The sequence below is a fragment of the Ochrobactrum sp. PL_is483 genome, assembly GCF_055816855.1.
In genome coordinates, this window is the sequence record NZ_JBVPGS010000030.1 from 200971 (window position 1) to 219315 (window position 18345).

The window sequence follows — 18345 nt, forward strand, 5'->3', positions numbered from 1 at the left end:
TCCAAGCAGCCAGCTCCGCCCTCTCCCTCCAGAGAGTTCGCCTGAGACGTCAAGCGACGTCGTGGTTCGCCATCCTCTCCAGTGCACGCACCAGACCCGAATGGTCGAGACCGTCATCGCCATGCGCCGCGCAGGAATTGAACAGTTCCTGCGCCGTGGCCGTGTTCGGCAGCGAAACACCAAGCGCCTTTGCGCCTTGCAGCGCAAGGTTCAAATCCTTCTGGTGCAGCGAAATGCGGAAACCCGGATCGAAAGTGCGCTTGATCATGCGTTCGCCATGCACTTCGAGAATGCGCGACGATGCAAAGCCGCCCATCAGGGCTTCGCGCACCTTTGCCGGGTCAGCGCCCGCCTTGGAAGCAAAAACCAGCGCTTCGGCAACCGCCTCAATATTGAGTGCGACGATGATCTGGTTTGCAACCTTGGTGGTCTGGCCGTCGCCGCAATCGCCGACGAGGGTAATGTTCTTGCCCATGAGCTTCAGGAGCGGCAGGGCACGGTCGAACGATTCCTGCGAACCGCCCGCCATGATGGAAAGGCTTGCGTTCTTCGCGCCAACCTCACCTCCAGAAACCGGCGCATCGATATATTCCGCACCGGTGGCGCGGACTTTCTTTGCAAATTCCTTCGTTTCGATGGGCGAAATCGAGCTCATGTCGATGAGCAGCTTGCCCTGGCCAAGACCGCCGATTGCGCCGCCCTCCCCGAAGATGACTTCGGCCACCTGCGGCGTATCGGGAAGCATGAGAATAATCGTGTCGCATTCTTCGGCAACGGCCTTTGGCGTTTCCACAATCTGCAGGCCGTTATCGATCAGCTCCTGACGCGGCGGAGGATTGAACCGTGAGGTGAAGATCTGGTGTCCCGCATCCTGCAAATGACGCGCCATCGGCGTACCCATGATCCCCAGTCCGATGAAGCCTATCTTGGCCATGTCGTTTACTCCCTAATCAAAATTATGCAGTCAGCCGTTCGGCTTCATACTGCTTGAACCAGCCCAGACCTTCCTCGGTGGTGGTCTTCGGCTTGTATTCGCAGCCGATCCAGCCCTTGTATCCAGCGTTTTTCAGCGCTTCGAACACGTTCGGATAATTGATCTCGCCGGTGCCCGGCTCATTGCGGCCCGGATTGTCGGCAAGCTGGATATGGGCGATGAGCGGCTTGTAGCGTTCGTAGGTGGCGACCAATTCGCCGCGCGTGCGCTGCTGGTGGTAAAGGTCATACTGGATGAACAGGTTGTTGCTGCCCACTTCATCGATGATCGAAACCGCCTGCTCCACCGTGTTGAGATAGAAGCCGGGAATGTCGTAGTGATTGATCGGCTCGATCAGCAGGCGAATGCCGTGCTTGCCCAGTTCCTTCGCGGCCAGGCGCAGATTGCTGACGAAAGTGGCGCGCAGCACATCTGGGTCCACGCCCTGCGGCGCGATGCCGGAAAGACAGTTGACCTGCGAACAGTTGAGCGTCGTGGCGTAATCGATGGCATCGGCCACGCCGCGCCGGAAATCGTCTATACGATCCGGCAGAACCGCAATGCCGCGCTCGCCGCCAGCCCAGTTGCCCGCAGGCAGATTGTGCAGGACTTGCGCCAGGTTGTGTTTGGTCAGTGCTGCCTTCAGCTCATGCCGGTTGAACTCATAGGGGAAGAGATATTCCACCCCAGTGAACCCGGCCTTTGCGGCCAGCGCAAAGCGGTCCATGAAAGGCACTTCGTTGAAAAGCATGGTGAGATTGGCTGCAAATCTCGGCATTTCTTATCTCCTCTGAATTTAGTCCAACAATGCCGCAATCGCAGTCGGCGCATCTTCGCCACGTTCGGCCAGTTCCTCGAATTCGACAACCTGATCGATGTCGACACCCATGGAAATATTGGTAACGCGTTCGAGGATGAATTCCAGAACAACCGGCACCTGATGCTCGGCCATCAGCGCTTTTGCCTGTTCAAAACTTTCGGCGAACTGGTTGGGGCTGCGCACCCGGATCGCCTTGCAGCCGAGACCTTCAGCGACCGCCACGTGATCGACGCCATAGCCCTTTTCCGCATCGCCATCGGCATTGATGTTGTCGAAGGCTAGGCTCACTTCGAAATCCATGTTGAAGCCGCGCTGCGCCTGCCGGATGAGGCCGAGATAGGAATTGTTCACGACCACATGGATGTAAGGCAGCTTGTGCTGTGCCCCGACCGCCAGTTCTTCGATGAGGAACTGGAAATCATAATCGCCGGAAAGCGCAACAATCGGGCGATCGGGATCGGCAGCCCGAACCCCCAGAGCCGCAGGCAGCGTCCAGCCAAGCGGACCGGCCTGACCGCAATTTATCCAGTTGCGCGGACGATAGACATGCAGGAACTGCGCGCCCGCGATCTGGCTGAGGCCGATGGTCGTCACATAGCAGGTGTCGCGGCCGAACGCCTTGTTCATCTCTTCATAAACACGCTGCGGCTTCAGCGGCGTCTGGTCGAAATGCGTCTTGCGCAGCATGGTGCGCTTGCGCTCCTGGCATTCCTTCGCCCAGCCCGACCAGTCGCGCAGCTTGCCTGCCGACTTCCATTCCGTCGCAATGTCGAGCAGCAGCTTCAGCGCCTTGCCCGCATCCGAAACGATGCCGAAATCCGGCGCGAAGACACGGCCGATCTGGGTCGGCTCGATGTCGATATGGATGAACTTGCGGTCCTTCCGGTAGGTGTCGACATTGCCCGTATGACGGTTCGCCCAGCGGTTGCCGATGCCGATGACGACATCGGAGGCCAGCAGATTGGCATTGCCATAGCGGTGCGAGGTCTGGAGGCCGCACATGCCCGCCATCAGGCGATGATCGTCAGGAATGACGCCCCAGCCCATCAGGGTCGGGATGACCGGAATGCCGGTAATCTCGGCGAATTCGACCAGAAGATCGGATGCACCGGCATTGATGATGCCGCCGCCCGCGACGATCAACGGGCGTTCCGCCTCGTTCAGCATGGCGAGCGCCTTTTCAGCCTGCGCCCGCGTTGCGGCGGGCTTGTAGGCTTCCATCGGCTGATAGGTGTCGATGTCGAATTCGATTTCGGCAAGCTGGACGTCAATCGGCAGGTCGATCAGGACCGGACCGGGACGGCCCGACTTCATGATATGGAACGCCTTCTGGAAGACGTAAGGCACCAATGCCGGTTCCATGACCGTTACCGCCCACTTGGTGACAGGGGCTGCGATCTTGGCGATATCGACCGCCTGAAAGTCTTCCTTGTCGAGACGCGCGCGCGGGGCCTGCCCGGTGATGCAGAGGATCGGGATCGAATCGGCGGAAGCCGAATAGAGACCCGTAATCATATCCGTTCCGGCGGGGCCGGAGGTGCCGATGCACAGGCCTATATTGCCATGCTTGGCGCGCGTATAGCCTTCCGCCATATGCGAAGCGCCCTCGACATGACGCGCCAGTATGTGGCGGATCGAGCCGCGCGCCTTCATCGCCGAATAAAATGGATTGATCGCTGCGCCCGGTACACCGAAGGCACAATTGATCCCTTCTTTTTCCAGCACAAGCACGGCTGCATCGACTGCACGCATTCTGGCCATGGCCATTCCTCCTATGGAACTCTAATCCATTTACCAATGCTATTATCAAAAAATGGAAATGCATACCATTATATGGAAATAAAGATTTTCAACGGAATGGAGATAATCCGCAGCTCCCTTTCCGACCGGCAATGGATGCGATAGTGGTATTTTCTGAGTTGAGGCGGGATTCGGAGACAGTCGATGGAGCAGGCAAAGGTAAAGCGGGGTCGCAAGGCGGCGGAAAACGCTGCGCCCTCGTCTGTGCAGGTTCTCGACCGGAGCCTGAAGCTTTTGGCGCTGATTGCTGAAAATGACGGGTCAACGCTGACCGACCTCGCCGAGGAGAGCGGCATGGCCCCTTCGACCGTGCACCGGCTTCTGTCGTCGCTGGCAAATCATGGGATGGTTTCCCACGATCTGGAAAGCGGAGACTGGACTATCGGCGTGAAGGCTTTTGAAATCGGCAATGCCTTTCGCCGGTTCCGCAAGCTCGGCATTCTGTCACGGCCCTATCTCAAGACATTGATGGAAACGACAGGCGAGACCGCCAATATCGGCGTCGAGGACGGCGGCGATGTGGTGTTTATCTCGCAGATTGAAAGCCATGCGCCGATGCGCGCCTTTTTCCGGCCCGGACGGCGCGGGCCTATCCATGCATCCGGGATCGGCAAGGCCATATTGTCCACCTGGTCGGACAAGGAAATCGCGCATGCGCTTTCGGGGCGCACGCTGGAACATTTTACGCAGCGCACGCTCGACAGCCTGCCTGCGCTGTTGAAAGACATTCAGGCCACCCGGACGCGTGGCTGGTCTGTTGACGATGAAGAGCACACGCTCGGCATGTGCTGCATCGCCGCTCCCATCTTCAATGAATATGGAGAGGCGATTGCGGGCATTTCCGTTTCCGGCCCTGCCGTACGCCTGCCGAAAAAGAAGCTTGAGGAATTCGGGCCGCTGATCCGCGCAACCGCCGACGAACTCACCAGAGCTATCGGCGGCAAGCGCCCGGAAGAGTTTTAACGCGCACAGTGAATTTGGGCTAATCGACGCTCTGCGCCCCTCTTTCCCTCATCCTGAGGAGCTTCCCCGAGCTTGTCGAAGGGGAGCGTCTCGAAGGGCTGAGGGAAACCGCGCTGCGCGTGCCCTCGTCCTTCGAGGCTTCGCTTCGCTCCGCACCTCAGGATGAGGGGGAAGCGCAGCGATGAAGCTTTATAGTTCAGCCTTGAGCGGCTTTCCCGCCACATAGGTTTCGATGACGGCACGGTCATCGCCCAATGTCTGCAACAGGAAGAGCTCCTGCTCCAGCGTCGCGCCAGCCGCCATGCGCAGCCGCATCGGTGACGTGGCGGACGAATCCAGCACGACGATATCGGCTTCCGTGCCTTCATCCAGCGTGCCGATCCTGTCTTCCATCGAAAGCGCGCGGGCATTGCCAAGCGTCATCATATAGAAGGACTGGAACGGGTTCAGGCGCTGTTCGCGCAATTGCAGAACCTTGTAACCCTCATCCATGGTGCGCAGCATGGAGAAACTGGTGCCGCCGCCGACATCGGTCGCCACCGCCATGCGCACGCCCGATGCTTTCAGGCGATCCCGGTCGAAAAGGCCAGAGCCGAGGAACAGGTTCGAGGTCGGGCAGAAGACGGCAACCGAGCCGGTTTCCGCCATGACGCGCACTTCGCGTTCTTCCAGATGGATGGAATGGCCGAGCAGGGTCTTGTTTCCCAGAAGGCCGTAATGCTCGTAAATGCCGAGGTAATCCGGCGCATCCGGGTAGAGCGACTTGGTGAAGGTGATCTCGTCGTGGTTTTCCGACAGATGCGTCTGGATGTAGCTGCCGGGGTGTTCCCGGACAAGCGCCTGGCTTGCCTCAAGCTGTTCCGGCGTGGAGGTGATCGCGAAGCGCGGCGTTATCACATAATCGAGGCGGCCCTTGCCCTGCCAGCGCGCGATCAGCGCTTTCGTATCGTCATAGCCGGACTGCGCCGTATCGCAAAGTGCAGGCGGCGCATTGCGGTCCATCATCACCTTGCCGCCGAGCATGCGCATGTTGCGATGCTGCGAGGCGCGGAAATAAGCATCGACGCTCTGCGGATGCACCGAGCAATAGGCAACCGCCGTGGTGGTGCCGTGGCGGATCAGCTCGTCAAGAAAGCGCTCCGCGATAAATTCGGCATGCTGCTCGTCGGCAAATTTCTGCTCGGCCACGAACGTATAGGTGTTGAGCCATTCCAGCAGATTGGCCGCATAGGAAGCGACGACCTGCGTCTGCGGATAATGGATATGCGTATCGATGAAGCCCGGCAGGATCAGGTGCGGGCGATGGTCGGCGACTTTTACGTCGCTGCCTGCCTCGCGACTTACTTCAGCATAATCCCCAAGACGCAGGATACGGCCATCTTCGACCAGAACGGCGCCGTCTTCGATATAGCGGTAGGCGGCCTTGTCATCGAGGCTTTGCGGCTCGTCACGAAAGGTCAGCACGCGGCCGCGGATCAGAAGCTTGGTCATCAAATTGTCCTTATTTCTGGCCTTGCGTGGCGGACTGATACCAGGAGGCAAGAAGCTGGCGCTCTTCAGCGCTCACGCCGGTCACATTGGCGGGCGGCATGGCATGAGAGCGGCCTGCCTGCAAATAGATTTCACGCGCATGGGCCGCAATGTCCCGGTCGGTTTCCAGCACAACGCCCTTCGGCGGCGCAATAATGCCTTCCCAGCCCGGCTCCTTGGCGTGGCACATGGCGCAGCGCCCCAGAACAGTATCCCGCACTTTTCCGAAGTGCGGGTCCGAGATGAAAGACTGCTGCAAGGCCGAGACCTTCTGTTCTTCCGGCTTGCCGGTCAGCACCTTCGGCACCGTCGAGAGCCAGATGATGACGATGAACAGGATGACCGTGACGAGCCAGGTCCAGGTCGGGCTGCCCTTGCGAGCGTGCTGCGTGTTGAACCAGTGGCGGATCGTGACGCCCATCAGGAACACCAGCGAAGCGATGATCCAGTTGAACTCGGTTCCGAAAGCCAGCGGATAGTGGTTCGACAGCATCAGGAACAGAACCGGCAGCGTCAGATAGTTGTTATGCGTCGAGCGCTGCTTGGCGATCTTGCCGTATTTCGGGTCCGGCTTGCGGCCAGCGATCAGATCGGCCACCACGATCTTCTGGTTCGGAATGATGATCATGAACACGTTGGCGGACATGATCGTCGCGGTGAATGCGCCCAGATGCAGGAAGGCTGCGCGTCCGGTGAACAGGTGCGTATAACCCCAGGCCACCAGCACGAGGATGACATAGAGAAGCACCATCAAAAGCGTGTCACTCTTGCCGAGCATGAGCTTGCAGATCGTGTTGTAGGCGATCCAGCCGAAGGCCAGCGAAGCAATCGAAATGCCGATGGCGACCGGGCGCGAAACATCGAGAACATTCGGATCGATCAGGTACAGATCAGCGCCAGCATAATAGACGATGCAGAGCAGCGTGAAGCCCGACAGCCATGTGGCATAGGATTCCCATTTGAACCAGGTCAGGTGTTCCGGCATCTGCGCGGGCGCGACGAGATATTTCTGGATGTGGTAGAAACCACCGCCATGGACCTGCCATTCCTCGCCATGCGCACCTTCCGGCAAGCCGGGACGCTGGCGCAAGCCCAGATCGAGCGCGATGAAATAAAAGGACGAGCCGATCCACGCAATCGCGGTAATCACGTGCAGCCACCGCGCTGCGAAGCCCAGCCAGTCCCAGGCTACGGCAAAATCATACATCAGGGACTCCCATTTCTTATCCCGTTTCTTGAGCCAATTCTTAGCCCATTGTTCGTTGTTGCATTATGTGCCAAAGGAATCAGGTTCAGGGAACGTCACATCACGACCAGCACTTTCAAAAAAAAATATACAATTGGTGGAAGTCCGCATGTCATATCTTGATAATCTGCGCGTTTTTGTGCGCGTTGTCGAATTGGGAAATCTATCTGCGGCGGGGCGCGACCAGCGCGCATCGCCGGCAGTTGCAAGCAATCGAATCAAGGAGTTGGAGAAGCATCTGGGAGTGAGGCTCTTCAACAGGACGACGCGCAAACTCACGCCGACCGAACATGGCCGCGTATTCTATGACGGCGCATTGAAAATCCTCGAAGCTGTGGATGAAGCGGAAGCGGCCGTGGCGGAACTGGCGAAAAATCCGAAGGGATCGATTCGCATCACCGCGCCACTCGGCTTCGGCAGACGGCTGATTGCATCCGGCATTCCGGAGTTTCACGACAAATATCCGGATATCGAAGTGCGGCTTCGCCTGTCGGATCATGAAGTGGACATCATGAGCGAAGGTGTCGATGTGGCCTTCAAGCTCGGCGTTCTGGAAAACTCGAACCTGCGCATGCGCGGCATCATGAATTGCGAGCGCGTGATCTGCGCGGCGCCTGAATATCTGGAGAAACACGGGGTTCCGCAGTCACCGGACGAGCTGCTTGGCGACAAGCATGATTGTCTTCTGCTGCGCTTTCCGGGCTCGAAGGAATATTACTGGTCGCTGCAAACGCCGGAAGGGTTGCGCAAGTTCGAAGTCACCGGGCCTTACGACTCGGACGACGGCGACGTGCTGACGCAATGGGCGCTCGGCGGGCGGGGCATCATCAACAAGCCGCTGTTCGAAGTGAAGGAATATATCCGCGACGGACGGCTGGTCCCCATCCTCGAAAGCACGCCACCGGCCCCGATCCAGCTTGCTGCGATCTATCCGCACAAGCGCTTTCAGGACCCGAAGGTGCGCCTCATCATCGATTTCATGACGGAACGGTGCCAGCGGCTGATCCGCGAGGCTTTGGCATAGGGCGGTTCAAACCGCTCTAATGCAGTTGAAAAAGCCCGCCGGATCAGGCGGGCTGCGCTATACGGGCGGATGCCAGAACAGCTGTCAGGACTTCGGCTGCGGCCAGCGCCGCGATTACTTCCGGTCTTTTATCCTTCACGACCGTACCGCCGACCGGACACACGAGATTTTCAAATAAATCTTCGTCTGCGACCTCGCGTTTCAACCAATTTTTGAAAGTGGCCTTCTTGGTCTTCGAACCGATCATGCCGACATAGACCGCATCGCGCCGCTGCAATGCTTCGGCGGCGATCAGGAAATCCAGCGCATGGTCGTGGGTGAGGATGATGAAAGCGCTGCCCGGCGGCGCGGAACGCACCACCTGCTCGGGCATGGCTGAAAGACAGGTTTCGACCCCCGGCACATCGCAGGCCATCAGCTCTGCTTCCCGTGTATCCACCAGAACGACCCGGACGGGTGTAAGCGAAAGCGCATGGGCCAGCGCATTACCGACATGGCCCGCACCGAAGATATAGACATGCGGACGCGTTGCTATTTCAGCATCCACCTTGCTGACAAGTTCATCCGTCAGCCCGCGGTTCACCCGCCTGAAGCTCAAGCCCACCCTTCCGCCGCAGCACTGGCCGATTTCCGGGCCCAATGCCACATTCATGGGTGGAACGTCCATGGGTGTGTCCTTGCCGCCAGCCAGGATTTTCCGGGCATGATCGATCGCCATATATTCAAGCTGACCGCCGCCGATAGTCCGGAAGATCATGTTGCGGGCCACCAGCATCCACGCCCCCGCATTGCGGGGCGCGGAGCCTTTCACGTCGGTGACTTCAACCAGCACGCAGTCCTGAGAATTCCGGGCAGAACGCCGGTTGAGAAAAGCCCGGATATCGTCGCGTGCGCCCGGCATTTCCCTAGCCCTTTTGTTTGCGGAGCCGTTCGATGGCCATCAGCACACGTTCCGGCGTCGCAGGCGCATCAAGACGCGGGCAGACCTTGTGATCGGCAACGCTGGCGACGGCATCGGCCAGAGCATGCAGCACCGACAGGCCCAGCGGCAGCGGCGGCTCGCCGACGGCCTTGGAGCGATGGATCGTCGGCTCATAGGCTTCCGACCAGTCGGTCAGCGCGACATTGAAGATCTTGGGCCGGTCGGAAGCCAGCGGGATCTTGTAGGTGGAAGGCGCATGGGTGCGAAGCCGCCCCTTGTCGTCCCATACAAGCTCCTCGGTCGTCAGCCAGCCCATGCCTTGCACGAAGCCGCCTTCAACCTGGCCGATATCGATGGCGCGGTTCAGGGAACGCCCCGTATCATGCAGAATATCGGTGCGCTCCACCACATATTCGCCAGTCAGAGTATCGACGGAAACTTCGGAACAGGCCGCTCCGTAAGCATAGTAATAGAAGGCGTGGCCGCGGCCCTTGGCGCGGTCCCAGTGGATTTTCGGCGTCTTGTAATGGCCTGCCGCCGAAAGCTGCACGCGACCGATAAAAGCCTGCTTCACAAGATCGTTGAAGCTGATTTCCTGATTGCCGACCCGAACGCGGTTGGGAAGAAAGACGATCTGATCTTCCGGCACCTGATATTGCTGTGCCGCAAAATGGATGAGGCGTTTCTTGATCTGGCGGGCGGCGTCCTGCGCTGCCATGCCGTTCAAATCGGCACCGGAAGAAGCCGCCGTCGGCGCCGTGTTGGGCACCTTGGCGGTGGTGGTCGCGGTGATCTTCACCCGGTCGATGTCGATCTGGAATTCCTCGGCCACAACCTGCGCCACCTTCATATGAAGCCCCTGCCCCATTTCCGTGCCGCCATGGTTCATATGCACCGAGCCGTCATTATAGACATGCACCAGAGCGCCAGCCTGATTGGACTCCGTCTTGGTGAAGGAAATGCCGAATTTTACCGGCGTCAGTGCGATACCGCGTTTCATATAGCGGCTTTTCGCGTTGAATTCGCGGATCGCCTCGCGGCGCTTTGCGTAATCCGCGCTTTCCTCCAGTTCCGCAACGATGCGCTGGATGATGCAATCCTCGACCTTCTGGTGGTAGGGCGTGACATTGCGCGTGCCATCCTTCCCCATCTCGTCGTAGAAATTGCGCTTGCGGATTTCGAGCGGGTCCTTGCCGACGGCGAACGCCACCTCATCGATCACGCGTTCCGCGCCGACCATGCCCTGCGGGCCGCCAAAGCCGCGAAACGCTGTGTTGGAAACCGTGTTCGTATAGAGCGGCGCCGACTGCGCATGCACCGCCGGGAAGAAATAGGCATTGTCACAGTGAAACAATGCGCGGTCGCCGACCGGCCCGGAAAGGTCTGCCGAGAAACCGGCATTCAGCGCAAACAGATAGTCGATGCCCAGAATATTGCCGTCGTCGTCGAAGCCGACTTCATAGTCGATGATGAAGTCGTGGCGCTTGCCGGTCGAGGTCATGTCCTCGTCGCGGTCGAGCCTGATCTTCATGGCGCGCTTGTGCTTCTTGGCGGCAATTGCCGCAATCGCCGCCCACTGGTTGGCCTGCGTTTCCTTGCCGCCGAAACCACCGCCCATGCGGCGCACTTCCACCGTCACGGAATGGCTCGGAACGCCGAGCGCGTGCGCAACCAGATGCTGGGTTTCAGTCGGTCCCTGCGTGGAACAATAGACGGTGACGTCCTCGTCCTCGCCGGGGACGGCCAGCGAAACCTGGCCTTCCAGATAAAAGTGATCCTGCCCGCCGAGATACATGCGGTTCTTGATGCGATGCGGCGCGGCGTCGATGGCCGCGCGTGCATCGCCGCGCTTCAGCGTCAGCGGCGTGGTGACGAGCCTGTCCTTCAGACCGTCCAGCGCGCTGATGGAATAGATACCCGGCGTTTCCTCATATTCGATTTTCGCCAGACGCGCGGCGCGGCGTGCCTGATCGCGGGTTTTGGCGATCACCGCAAAGATCGGCTGGCCGTGGAACTCGACCTTGTCGACGGCAAAGATCGGATCGTCATGCATGCCCGAGGGCGAGACGTCGTTTTCGCCGGGCACGTCCTTATAGGTCAGCACGTCGATCACGCCGGGCGCGGCGCGCACTGCCGACAAATCAATCGACTTGAAAGAGCCATGTGCGACGGAGGAATAGCCGATCCCGATATGCAACGTGCCTTCGGGCTCCGGAATATCGTCGATATAGACGGCCGTTCCCGTCACATGCTTGTGGGCGGAGTCATGCTTCTGGTCGGTCGCAACGCCGCCGACAATGCGGGCAGCTTTCAATTCACTTGCAGGATGCTTGTTCATGATTGCCTCCTCACGCCACAGCGATTTCCGCCGCGCGCAGCGGCGTGTAACTGCCTTCCGTTTCGGCGAAGAAACGCCGCAACAGATTGCGCGCCGCGAGCAGCCGGTAATCCGCCGTCGCGCGCATATCGCTCAAGGGCGTATAATCTTGCGAATAGGCTTCCAATGCCGCTTCTACCGTGGCCTCGGTCCATGGTTTGCCCATTAGTGCCGCTTCCACCGCGTTTGCCCGCTTCGGCGTGGCCGCCATGCCGCCATAGGCGATGCGAATTGTTTCCACATTGCCCACCGCGTCGAGCGTCAGGTGGAAGCTACCCAGCGTCGCGGTGATGTCTTCCTCGAAGCGCTTCGACACCTTGTAAATGGCAAAATGGCTGCCTTTCGCCGGAACCGTCACATGCACGGCTTCGACGAATTCGCCCGGCTGACGATCCTGCTTGCCATAGGCGATGAAGAACTCTTCCAGCGGTATGGTGCGGCGCTCCGCCCCTTTGCGCAAGGTCAGCGTAGCATTGAGTGCGATCAGGGGTGGCGGGGTGTCGCCAATCGGCGAACCATTGGCGATATTGCCGCCGATCGTGCCCATATTGCGCACCTGCTCGCCGCCGATGCGGTTGATGAGTTGCCCAAGCTGGGGAATGCGCTTTGCGAGAAAACCGAACGCTTCCGTATAGGTCACGCCTGCGCCGATGGTGACAACGCCATTGTCCTCGCGGATGGAGCGCAGTTCCTCCAGATGGCCGATGAAGACGACCGGAGAAATGTCGCGCATCATCTTCGTAACCCACAGGCCCACATCGGTCGAACCCGCAACGATGGTCGCCTTTGGTTCGGCCGCCAGAATGGTGGCAAAATCGTCGAGATCGGCAGGCACGATCAACCGATCCTTGCCTTCGCCCACTTCCACCCGCACGCCATCACGCATCGCCGTCAATTGTTCAAGAACATGGGCGCGCTCGGCTGCGAGCGGGTCTTCCATGGCCGTGCCATAGTCGGAAATGGCGCGGGCGGCACGCATGATGGCCTCGTAGCCCGTACAGCGGCAAAGATTGCCCTGCAAGGCCTTTTCAATCTGCGCATCGGCAGGCTTCGGTTCGCGCATCCACAAAGCATAGAGCGACATGACGAAGCCCGGTGTGCAGAAGCCGCATTGCGAGCCGTGAAACTCGATCATAGCCTTTTGCACCGGATGCAGGCCGCCGTCGCTGCCGCGCAGATGCTCGATTGTCACCACATGGCAGCCATCGAGCGAACCCATGAAGCGGATGCAGGCATTGACGCTTTCATAAACGAGCTTGCCATCGCAAATCTTGCCGACCAGCACCGTGCACGCGCCACAATCGCCTTCGCCGCAACCTTCCTTGGTGCCACGCAGCTTGGCGGACAGGCGCAAATAGTCGAGCAGCGTTTCGGTCGGCGAAACACGGTCGAGTTCGATCTTTTCACCGTTCAGAAGAAAGCGGATGGTGTGTCGCACAGACTGATGCACCGGCTGGTTCATGGCGCTTAGCTCCCGCGATAGGTGGAATAGGAAAAGGGCGAAACGAGAAGCGGCACATGATAATGCGCCTTTTCATCGGAAATGCCAAAGCGCAGGGGAACGACATCGAGGAACGGCACGACACCTTCGGTCTTGCCGAAATATTCGCCGACATGGAAGAGAAGCTCGTAGGAGCCTGTCCGCAAATTCTCGCCCGACAGCAGCGGCTCGCCGCAACGGCCGTCGTCATTGGTGCGGATTTCCCGGATGGTCTCTGCCTGTTGATTTCCGACGCGGCGCAATTCGATGCGCAGATTTGCCGCCGGTTTGCCGCTTACCGTATCGAGGACATGCGTCGTCAACCGGCCACTACCGCTCTTTTCCTGACCCATTTGCACTCCTGCAGCTTGCTGATTCTCTCGTGACGAACACTGGAAAATGTTGCAAGCTTTTGATTTCTGGTGGTTTATTTCTGCCCAACGTCGCCGCTGGCTATGGGGGCCGCAAACCACACCATGTTCCCAGCATTCAGTATTTCGCTATCTGCTGCATAGGGGAAGATGGGTATCGTTGGATGTCTTTCAAATTTTTGAAGGGGAATAAGAGCGGTAAATCTTTATTATCATAGGCGAAATGAACGAAATGAGGGAAGATTTGCAATGAAATATCCGCGCAATCTCGTCGGCTACGGGCGCAACACGCCAGATCCGCGCTGGCCGGGAGGAGCCAATATCGCTGTTCAATTCGTCGTCAACTATGAGGAAGGCGGCGAATCCTGCGTTCTCGACGGCGATCCGGCCTCCGAATGCCTCCTGTCCGAGATTGTCGGCGCGCAAGCCTGGAAAGACCAGCGCAACCTCAACATGGAATCCATCTACGAATATGGCGCCCGTTCCGGCTTCTGGCGCCTGTGGCGCGCCTTCACCCGCCGCAACATGCCCGTTACCGTCTATGGCGTGACACTTGCCATGGCGCGCAATCCGGAAGCCGTCGCAGCCATGAAGGAAGCCGACTGGGAAATCGCCAGCCACGGCTTGCGCTGGTGGGAATATAAGGATGTTCCCGAAGAGATCGAGCGCGAACATATCCGCGAAGCCGTTCGTCTTCACACCGAACTCACCGGCTCGCGTCCGCTCGGCATCTATCAGGGCAAACCTTCCGACAACACGCTGAAACTGGTGATGGAAGAAGGCGGTTTCCTCTATTCCGCCGATTCCTATGCCGACGAACTGCCTTACTGGGTTCAGGGGCCGAAAGGCCCGCATCTGATCGTGCCCTATACGCTGGACGCCAATGACATGCGTTTTGCAACGCCGCAGGGCTTCAACTCCGGCGACCAGTTCTTCACCTATCTGAAAGACACGTTCGACGTGCTTTACCGCGAAGGCGCGGAAGGCGCGCCGAAGATGATGTCCATCGGCCTGCATTGCCGCCTTGTCGGGCGCCCTGGCCGTGTCGCAGCGCTCGAACGGTTCCTGGATTACGTGCAGAGCCACGACAAGGTATGGGTCGCCAAGCGCGTCGATATTGCCCGCCACTGGCACGAAAACTACAAGCCTGTCACTGCCGATGTCGTGCCATCGAAGGCCGGTAAAGATGAATTCGTCGCGCGCTATGGCAGCATTTTCGAGCATTCGCCATGGATCGCGGAACGGGCCTATGATGCGGGCTTTACCCTTGAGGAAGATACCGCTTCTGGCCTCGCCGCAGCCATGACCAAGGTGTTCCGCGCCGCCACGCCTGAAGAACGGCTGGCTGTGCTGAAAGCGCACCCCGACCTTGCGGGCAAGCTGGCGCAGGCAAAGCGGCTGACTGCGGAATCCACCGCCGAGCAGGCCGGGGCCGGTCTCGACGCGCTGACCGACGCGGAGAAGCAGGCATTCACCGAACTGAACGACGCCTATACCGCGAAATTCGGCTTTCCCTTCATTATCGCTGTAAGGGGACGCAACAAGAAGGAAATCCTCGACACCTTCCAGCGCCGCGTTTCCAATGACCGCGATACGGAATTTGAAACGGCCTGCGCCCAGGTGGAACGCATCGCTCACCTGCGCCTCAAGGATATTCTGCCCGAAGCGCTCTACTGATCCCCGCCGCCCGGAAGGTTCGCTTCCGGGCGCTTTCAATCTACGATTTCATGACTGGCCTTTTGACGCGCCGCGAATGCCAGCTTCTCACATAAGGAATTCCCCATGGGCAACGACAAGAACACTCGCACCTATTATGCACCGACGGGCGGATTGCCGCCGCAGACCCAGCTTCTCACCGATCGCGCCATGTTCACCGAAGCCTATGCGATCATCCCCAAGGGTACGTTCAGCGACATCGTGACCAGTTTCCTGCCCTTCTGGGACAAGACACGGGCCTGGGTGATCGCGCGTCCCCTCTCCGGCTTTGCCGAGACCTTCTCGCAATACATCATGGAAGTGCAGCCGGGCGGCGGCAGCGACCGCGCCGAACTGGATGAAGGCGCGGAAGGCGTGCTGTTCGTGGTGGAAGGCGAGGTTTCGGTAACGGTTGCAGGCAAGACCCACACGCTGACCGAGGGCGGCTATGCCTATCTGCCGCCGAAGAGCGGCTGGACGTTGCGCAACAACGGCGCGGCGACGGCCCGTTTCCACTGGGTGCGCAAAGCGTATGAATATGTCGACGGCCTCGACGTTCCAGAGCCGCTCTTCCTCAACGAAAAGGACATCGCCCCCAATCCCATGCCGGATACCAATGGCGCATGGGCCACGACGCGCTTTGTCGACCCGAACGATCTGCGCCATGACATGCATGTAACCATCGTCACGCTTGAGCCGGGCGGCGTCATTCCTTTTGCCGAAACCCATGTGATGGAACACGGGCTTTACGTGCTGGAAGGCAAGGCGGTCTATCGGCTCAATCAGGACTGGGTGGAAGTGGAAGCCGGCGACTTCATGTGGCTGCGCGCCTTCTGCCCGCAGGCCTGTTACGCAGGCGGTCCGGGCAAGTTCCGCTACCTGCTCTATAAGGACGTCAACCGGCACATGAAGCTCTCGCGATAGAGCGGTTCCTATTTTAACGGAATCGTCAGAACCGCTCTATCTATTTTTTTCTCCGCATTTCCGAACGCAAACAGTTTCACACTTTTGCTGGAAATGCTCTAGGACGTGCCAGTCAGTCCATAGTATCTCCAACGCAGCCACACAGTGGAAAGGCCGGATCAGTCCGGCCTTTTCCATTTCTCGCGCTCCAATGCGCCGAAAACAAAAACGGCGAGCCGAAGCTCGCCGTACCATTCATCCGACTGGAGATCAGAATTGTAAACAGCGCAGTCCTTCTACGCTATCGAATGGTTCATCAAACATAGTATAAGAACATAAAAATGCAAATTACAATTTTTCCATACTAAAAATGGTCTGACCGTTATTTCATTTCGTTTTTCAATAATATTCTATTCAACTCGATATTTTATCGAGGCAATAAATTTTTAAAGTATTCCCAGGCTGTCACATCGGAGCAAGCAGATAAATTTATTGCTTGGAGCGGTTCCTGTTTTAACGGAATCGTGGGGCCGCACACCTAGTGGATTTCTCCGCATTTACGAACGCAAACCGTTTCACACTTTTGCTCGGAAATGCTCAGGCAAAATGGGAGGCCACTCCGGCCTCCCATATCAGCATCAGAAGGAGCGCTGGAAGCGGACCATGCCCTGAACGGCATCCTTGCCGTTGAGGTAGGACTTGCTGTCCTGCCACTTGGTATAGGAAACTTCCGGCGTAACCGTGAAGCCCGGAACCATTTCATAGGCTACGTTGGCAGTGGCGGCGAAAGTGCTGGTGCCATCATAGGCGACCTGCGCATTGATGACGGCCTTATCGGTCGCCTTGAATGCTGCACCACCCCAGACAGCCCAATCGCCGCCCCAGGTGCCGTAGAAGCTGCTGATCGCGCGAACCGAGCCAAGCACGTTGCCGCTGCTGTCGGTCTGCGTGATGTATTCGTCCTTGTTGGACTTGTAGCCGCCCATTGCCCAAACCGAGAAACGGTCCGTAATGTTCACGTCGGCGCGAACCTTCCCTGCCCACTCTTCGTTACGGGCATCATAGGCGGCGACGCCTGCGATCTTGCCCCAACCGCCTTCGTATTTCAGGCCACCGACAACATGCGGCGTGTAATCCTTGATGACGCCGTTGAAGCCGTATTTATTGTCCGTATCTTCATTGTTGCCCTGTTCGAGCGACAGGATGGCGGAGAAGCCGTTGCCGCCGGTGAACGTATAGCTGATCAGATTGGTGCGATAACCGCCAGCGAGGATCACGTCATCGTTCTTGACGTCGCCGAGATAACCCGGAAAGGTAACGAAAGCTGATTCATCGAGACCGAGACGCAGGCCGCCAAGCTGGATATAGGCAAAGCGCAGAGAACCGGTCGAACCATCAACACCATCGGCCCAATCATATCGGGTTTCGGCATAGGTCTTCAGGGTGCCGAGCTCGGTTTCCGAAGCCGTGGAGAGACGCAGCGTAAAGCGGGCCTTGTTCTCCCAGGTATCACGGCCCGTATCGACCTTACCCTTATCATCGACAAAGCCGCGACCGTAGACATTATCGCCGCCCTTCAAGTCGTAGCGGACATAGCCGGATATGCGCAGGCAGGTTTCTGTGCCCGGAATGTAGAAAAATCCCGCGCCATAGGCATCGCAAACGCGAACATATTCAACGGATTCAGGCTCCGGCGCTACAATAGCATCCGCAGCATATGCCCCCGTGGTAGCAACCAGCGCTGCGGTCGAGCCGAACAACAAGCTCTTGATTTTCATTTCACTGTCTCCAGAATTTTTCAGACGAGACGTGATAGAATGAATTATTCAAAATCATCAATTCCAATTTTAGAATAAATAGTCCTTTATGAAAGCATATGTGTCTATTCTGACACTAATTATGGATTACTTTACTTAGTAACAATAAACTATTTATAATATTTTTCCCAATTAATATTTGTAATATATTTACACTAGCAACTTTTATGTAATTTATTATGCTCTTGCATGACGGGAAACAAAAAAACGGGGCCCGAAGGCCCCGTCAGACCGCTGACAAACCCGCCATATTTTTCGGCGGGTTTTGTTTTTGGGAGGGGGTCGCGTTTTGTGACTGCACTGGCGAGGAGTTGCAAACGGCTGTAGCCGCTCATGCGCTGGCTGCCTTTGGCGTCTTTGTCAGGACCATGGCGATCTTCTTGATGTTCTGTGCGGCGGCTTGCAGCAGGCATTGGCAGGCGAC

General features: G+C 58.2%; 14 protein-coding genes. 4 read left to right on the plus strand and 10 right to left on the minus strand.

Features of this window, described 5'->3' with window-relative positions:
* Nucleotides 1–49: 49 nt before the first annotated feature.
* From AC0TNJ_RS07440 to gcl, 3 genes are read right to left on the minus strand one after another with little or no spacing between them, the layout of a single operon-like run.
* Nucleotides 50–934 carry a 2-hydroxy-3-oxopropionate reductase gene (locus tag AC0TNJ_RS07440; RefSeq protein WP_122000591.1) on the minus strand — a complete coding sequence of 295 codons (885 nt, stop codon included), beginning with the start codon at nt 932–934 and terminating at the stop codon, nt 50–52.
* Nucleotides 935–956: 22 nt separating this feature from the next.
* Nucleotides 957–1751: a hydroxypyruvate isomerase gene (gene hyi, locus AC0TNJ_RS07445; RefSeq protein WP_473768763.1), complete on the minus strand. Its 795-nt coding sequence runs from the start codon at nt 1749–1751 to the stop codon at nt 957–959.
* 18 nt (nt 1752–1769) lie between these two features.
* Entirely contained in the window at nt 1770–3554 is a 1785-nt protein-coding gene (gene gcl, locus AC0TNJ_RS07450; protein WP_473770724.1) for a glyoxylate carboligase, read from the minus strand.
* A 183-nt stretch (nt 3555–3737) separates the two neighbouring features.
* On the opposite strand from gcl, the gene AC0TNJ_RS07455 reads away from it, so the two are divergent.
* On the plus strand, nt 3738–4556 hold the full coding sequence (locus tag AC0TNJ_RS07455) for an IclR family transcriptional regulator (protein ID WP_122000593.1): 819 nt from the start codon (nt 3738–3740) through the stop codon (nt 4554–4556).
* A gap of 189 nt (nt 4557–4745) precedes the next feature.
* Here the strand turns inward: AC0TNJ_RS07455 and guaD are convergent, their stop codons facing one another.
* Entirely contained in the window at nt 4746–6047 is a 1302-nt protein-coding gene (guaD, locus tag AC0TNJ_RS07460) for a guanine deaminase (RefSeq protein ID WP_473770725.1), read from the minus strand.
* A gap of 10 nt (nt 6048–6057) precedes the next feature.
* Entirely contained in the window at nt 6058–7293 is a 1236-nt protein-coding gene (locus AC0TNJ_RS07465; RefSeq protein WP_473770726.1) for a urate hydroxylase PuuD, read from the minus strand.
* 148 nt (nt 7294–7441) lie between these two features.
* Here AC0TNJ_RS07465 and AC0TNJ_RS07470 point away from each other — a divergent pair, with 148 nt between their 5' ends.
* Nucleotides 7442–8356 (plus strand): LysR family transcriptional regulator, encoded by a 915-nt coding sequence (locus AC0TNJ_RS07470; RefSeq protein WP_473768767.1) that lies wholly within the window; start codon nt 7442–7444, stop codon nt 8354–8356.
* A gap of 43 nt (nt 8357–8399) precedes the next feature.
* Here the strand turns inward: AC0TNJ_RS07470 and xdhC are convergent, their stop codons facing one another.
* Genes xdhC through uraH form a run of 4 tightly spaced genes read right to left on the minus strand, consistent with a single transcriptional unit; the run spans nt 8400 to nt 13488 of the window.
* Nucleotides 8400–9257 carry a xanthine dehydrogenase accessory protein XdhC gene (xdhC, locus tag AC0TNJ_RS07475; RefSeq protein ID WP_473770727.1) on the minus strand — a complete coding sequence of 286 codons (858 nt, stop codon included), beginning with the start codon at nt 9255–9257 and terminating at the stop codon, nt 8400–8402.
* 4 nt (nt 9258–9261) lie between these two features.
* Nucleotides 9262–11616, minus strand: coding sequence for a xanthine dehydrogenase molybdopterin binding subunit (gene xdhB / locus AC0TNJ_RS07480; RefSeq protein WP_473770728.1), 2355 nt, complete (start codon nt 11614–11616; stop codon nt 9262–9264).
* A 10-nt stretch (nt 11617–11626) separates the two neighbouring features.
* A complete protein-coding gene (gene xdhA / locus AC0TNJ_RS07485) occupies nt 11627–13105 on the minus strand; it encodes a xanthine dehydrogenase small subunit (RefSeq protein ID WP_473770735.1) in 1479 nt (492 codons plus the stop codon).
* Between the two features lie 17 nt (nt 13106–13122).
* The gene (uraH, locus tag AC0TNJ_RS07490; RefSeq protein WP_122000599.1) at nt 13123–13488 is read right to left on the minus strand and encodes a hydroxyisourate hydrolase; all 366 of its coding nucleotides are present in this window, start codon (nt 13486–13488) and stop codon (nt 13123–13125) included.
* Nucleotides 13489–13755: 267 nt separating this feature from the next.
* Between uraH and puuE the strand changes: the two genes are divergently transcribed.
* Nucleotides 13756–15183: an allantoinase PuuE gene (gene puuE / locus AC0TNJ_RS07495; RefSeq protein WP_122000600.1), complete on the plus strand. Its 1428-nt coding sequence runs from the start codon at nt 13756–13758 to the stop codon at nt 15181–15183.
* Between the two features lie 105 nt (nt 15184–15288).
* Nucleotides 15289–16125: a bifunctional allantoicase/(S)-ureidoglycine aminohydrolase gene (locus AC0TNJ_RS07500; RefSeq protein WP_473768771.1), complete on the plus strand. Its 837-nt coding sequence runs from the start codon at nt 15289–15291 to the stop codon at nt 16123–16125.
* Nucleotides 16126–16742: 617 nt separating this feature from the next.
* On the opposite strand, the gene AC0TNJ_RS07505 is transcribed toward AC0TNJ_RS07500, so the two are convergent.
* Nucleotides 16743–17882: a porin gene (locus AC0TNJ_RS07505; protein ID WP_473770729.1), complete on the minus strand. Its 1140-nt coding sequence runs from the start codon at nt 17880–17882 to the stop codon at nt 16743–16745.
* Nucleotides 17883–18345: the final 463 nt, after the last annotated feature.

Bases quoted from the DNA above. Each gene is read 5' to 3' on its own strand.
- AC0TNJ_RS07440 (WP_122000591.1), bottom strand. From the start codon at position 934: ATGGCCAAGATAGGCTTCATCGGACTGGGGATCATGGGTACGCCGATG.
- hyi (WP_473768763.1), bottom strand. From the start codon at position 1,751: ATGCCGAGATTTGCAGCCAATCTCACCATGCTTTTCAACGAAGTGCCT.
- gcl (WP_473770724.1), bottom strand. From the start codon at position 3,554: ATGGCCAGAATGCGTGCAGTCGATGCAGCCGTGCTTGTGCTGGAAAAA.
- AC0TNJ_RS07455 (WP_122000593.1), top strand. From the start codon at position 3,738: ATGGAGCAGGCAAAGGTAAAGCGGGGTCGCAAGGCGGCGGAAAACGCT.
- guaD (WP_473770725.1), bottom strand. From the start codon at position 6,047: ATGACCAAGCTTCTGATCCGCGGCCGCGTGCTGACCTTTCGTGACGAG.
- AC0TNJ_RS07465 (WP_473770726.1), bottom strand. From the start codon at position 7,293: ATGTATGATTTTGCCGTAGCCTGGGACTGGCTGGGCTTCGCAGCGCGG.
- AC0TNJ_RS07470 (WP_473768767.1), top strand. From the start codon at position 7,442: ATGTCATATCTTGATAATCTGCGCGTTTTTGTGCGCGTTGTCGAATTG.
- xdhC (WP_473770727.1), bottom strand. From the start codon at position 9,257: ATGCCGGGCGCACGCGACGATATCCGGGCTTTTCTCAACCGGCGTTCT.
- xdhB (WP_473770728.1), bottom strand. From the start codon at position 11,616: ATGAACAAGCATCCTGCAAGTGAATTGAAAGCTGCCCGCATTGTCGGC.
- uraH (WP_122000599.1), bottom strand. From the start codon at position 13,488: ATGGGTCAGGAAAAGAGCGGTAGTGGCCGGTTGACGACGCATGTCCTC.
- puuE (WP_122000600.1), top strand. From the start codon at position 13,756: ATGAAATATCCGCGCAATCTCGTCGGCTACGGGCGCAACACGCCAGAT.
- AC0TNJ_RS07500 (WP_473768771.1), top strand. From the start codon at position 15,289: ATGGGCAACGACAAGAACACTCGCACCTATTATGCACCGACGGGCGGA.
- AC0TNJ_RS07505 (WP_473770729.1), bottom strand. From the start codon at position 17,882: ATGAAAATCAAGAGCTTGTTGTTCGGCTCGACCGCAGCGCTGGTTGCT.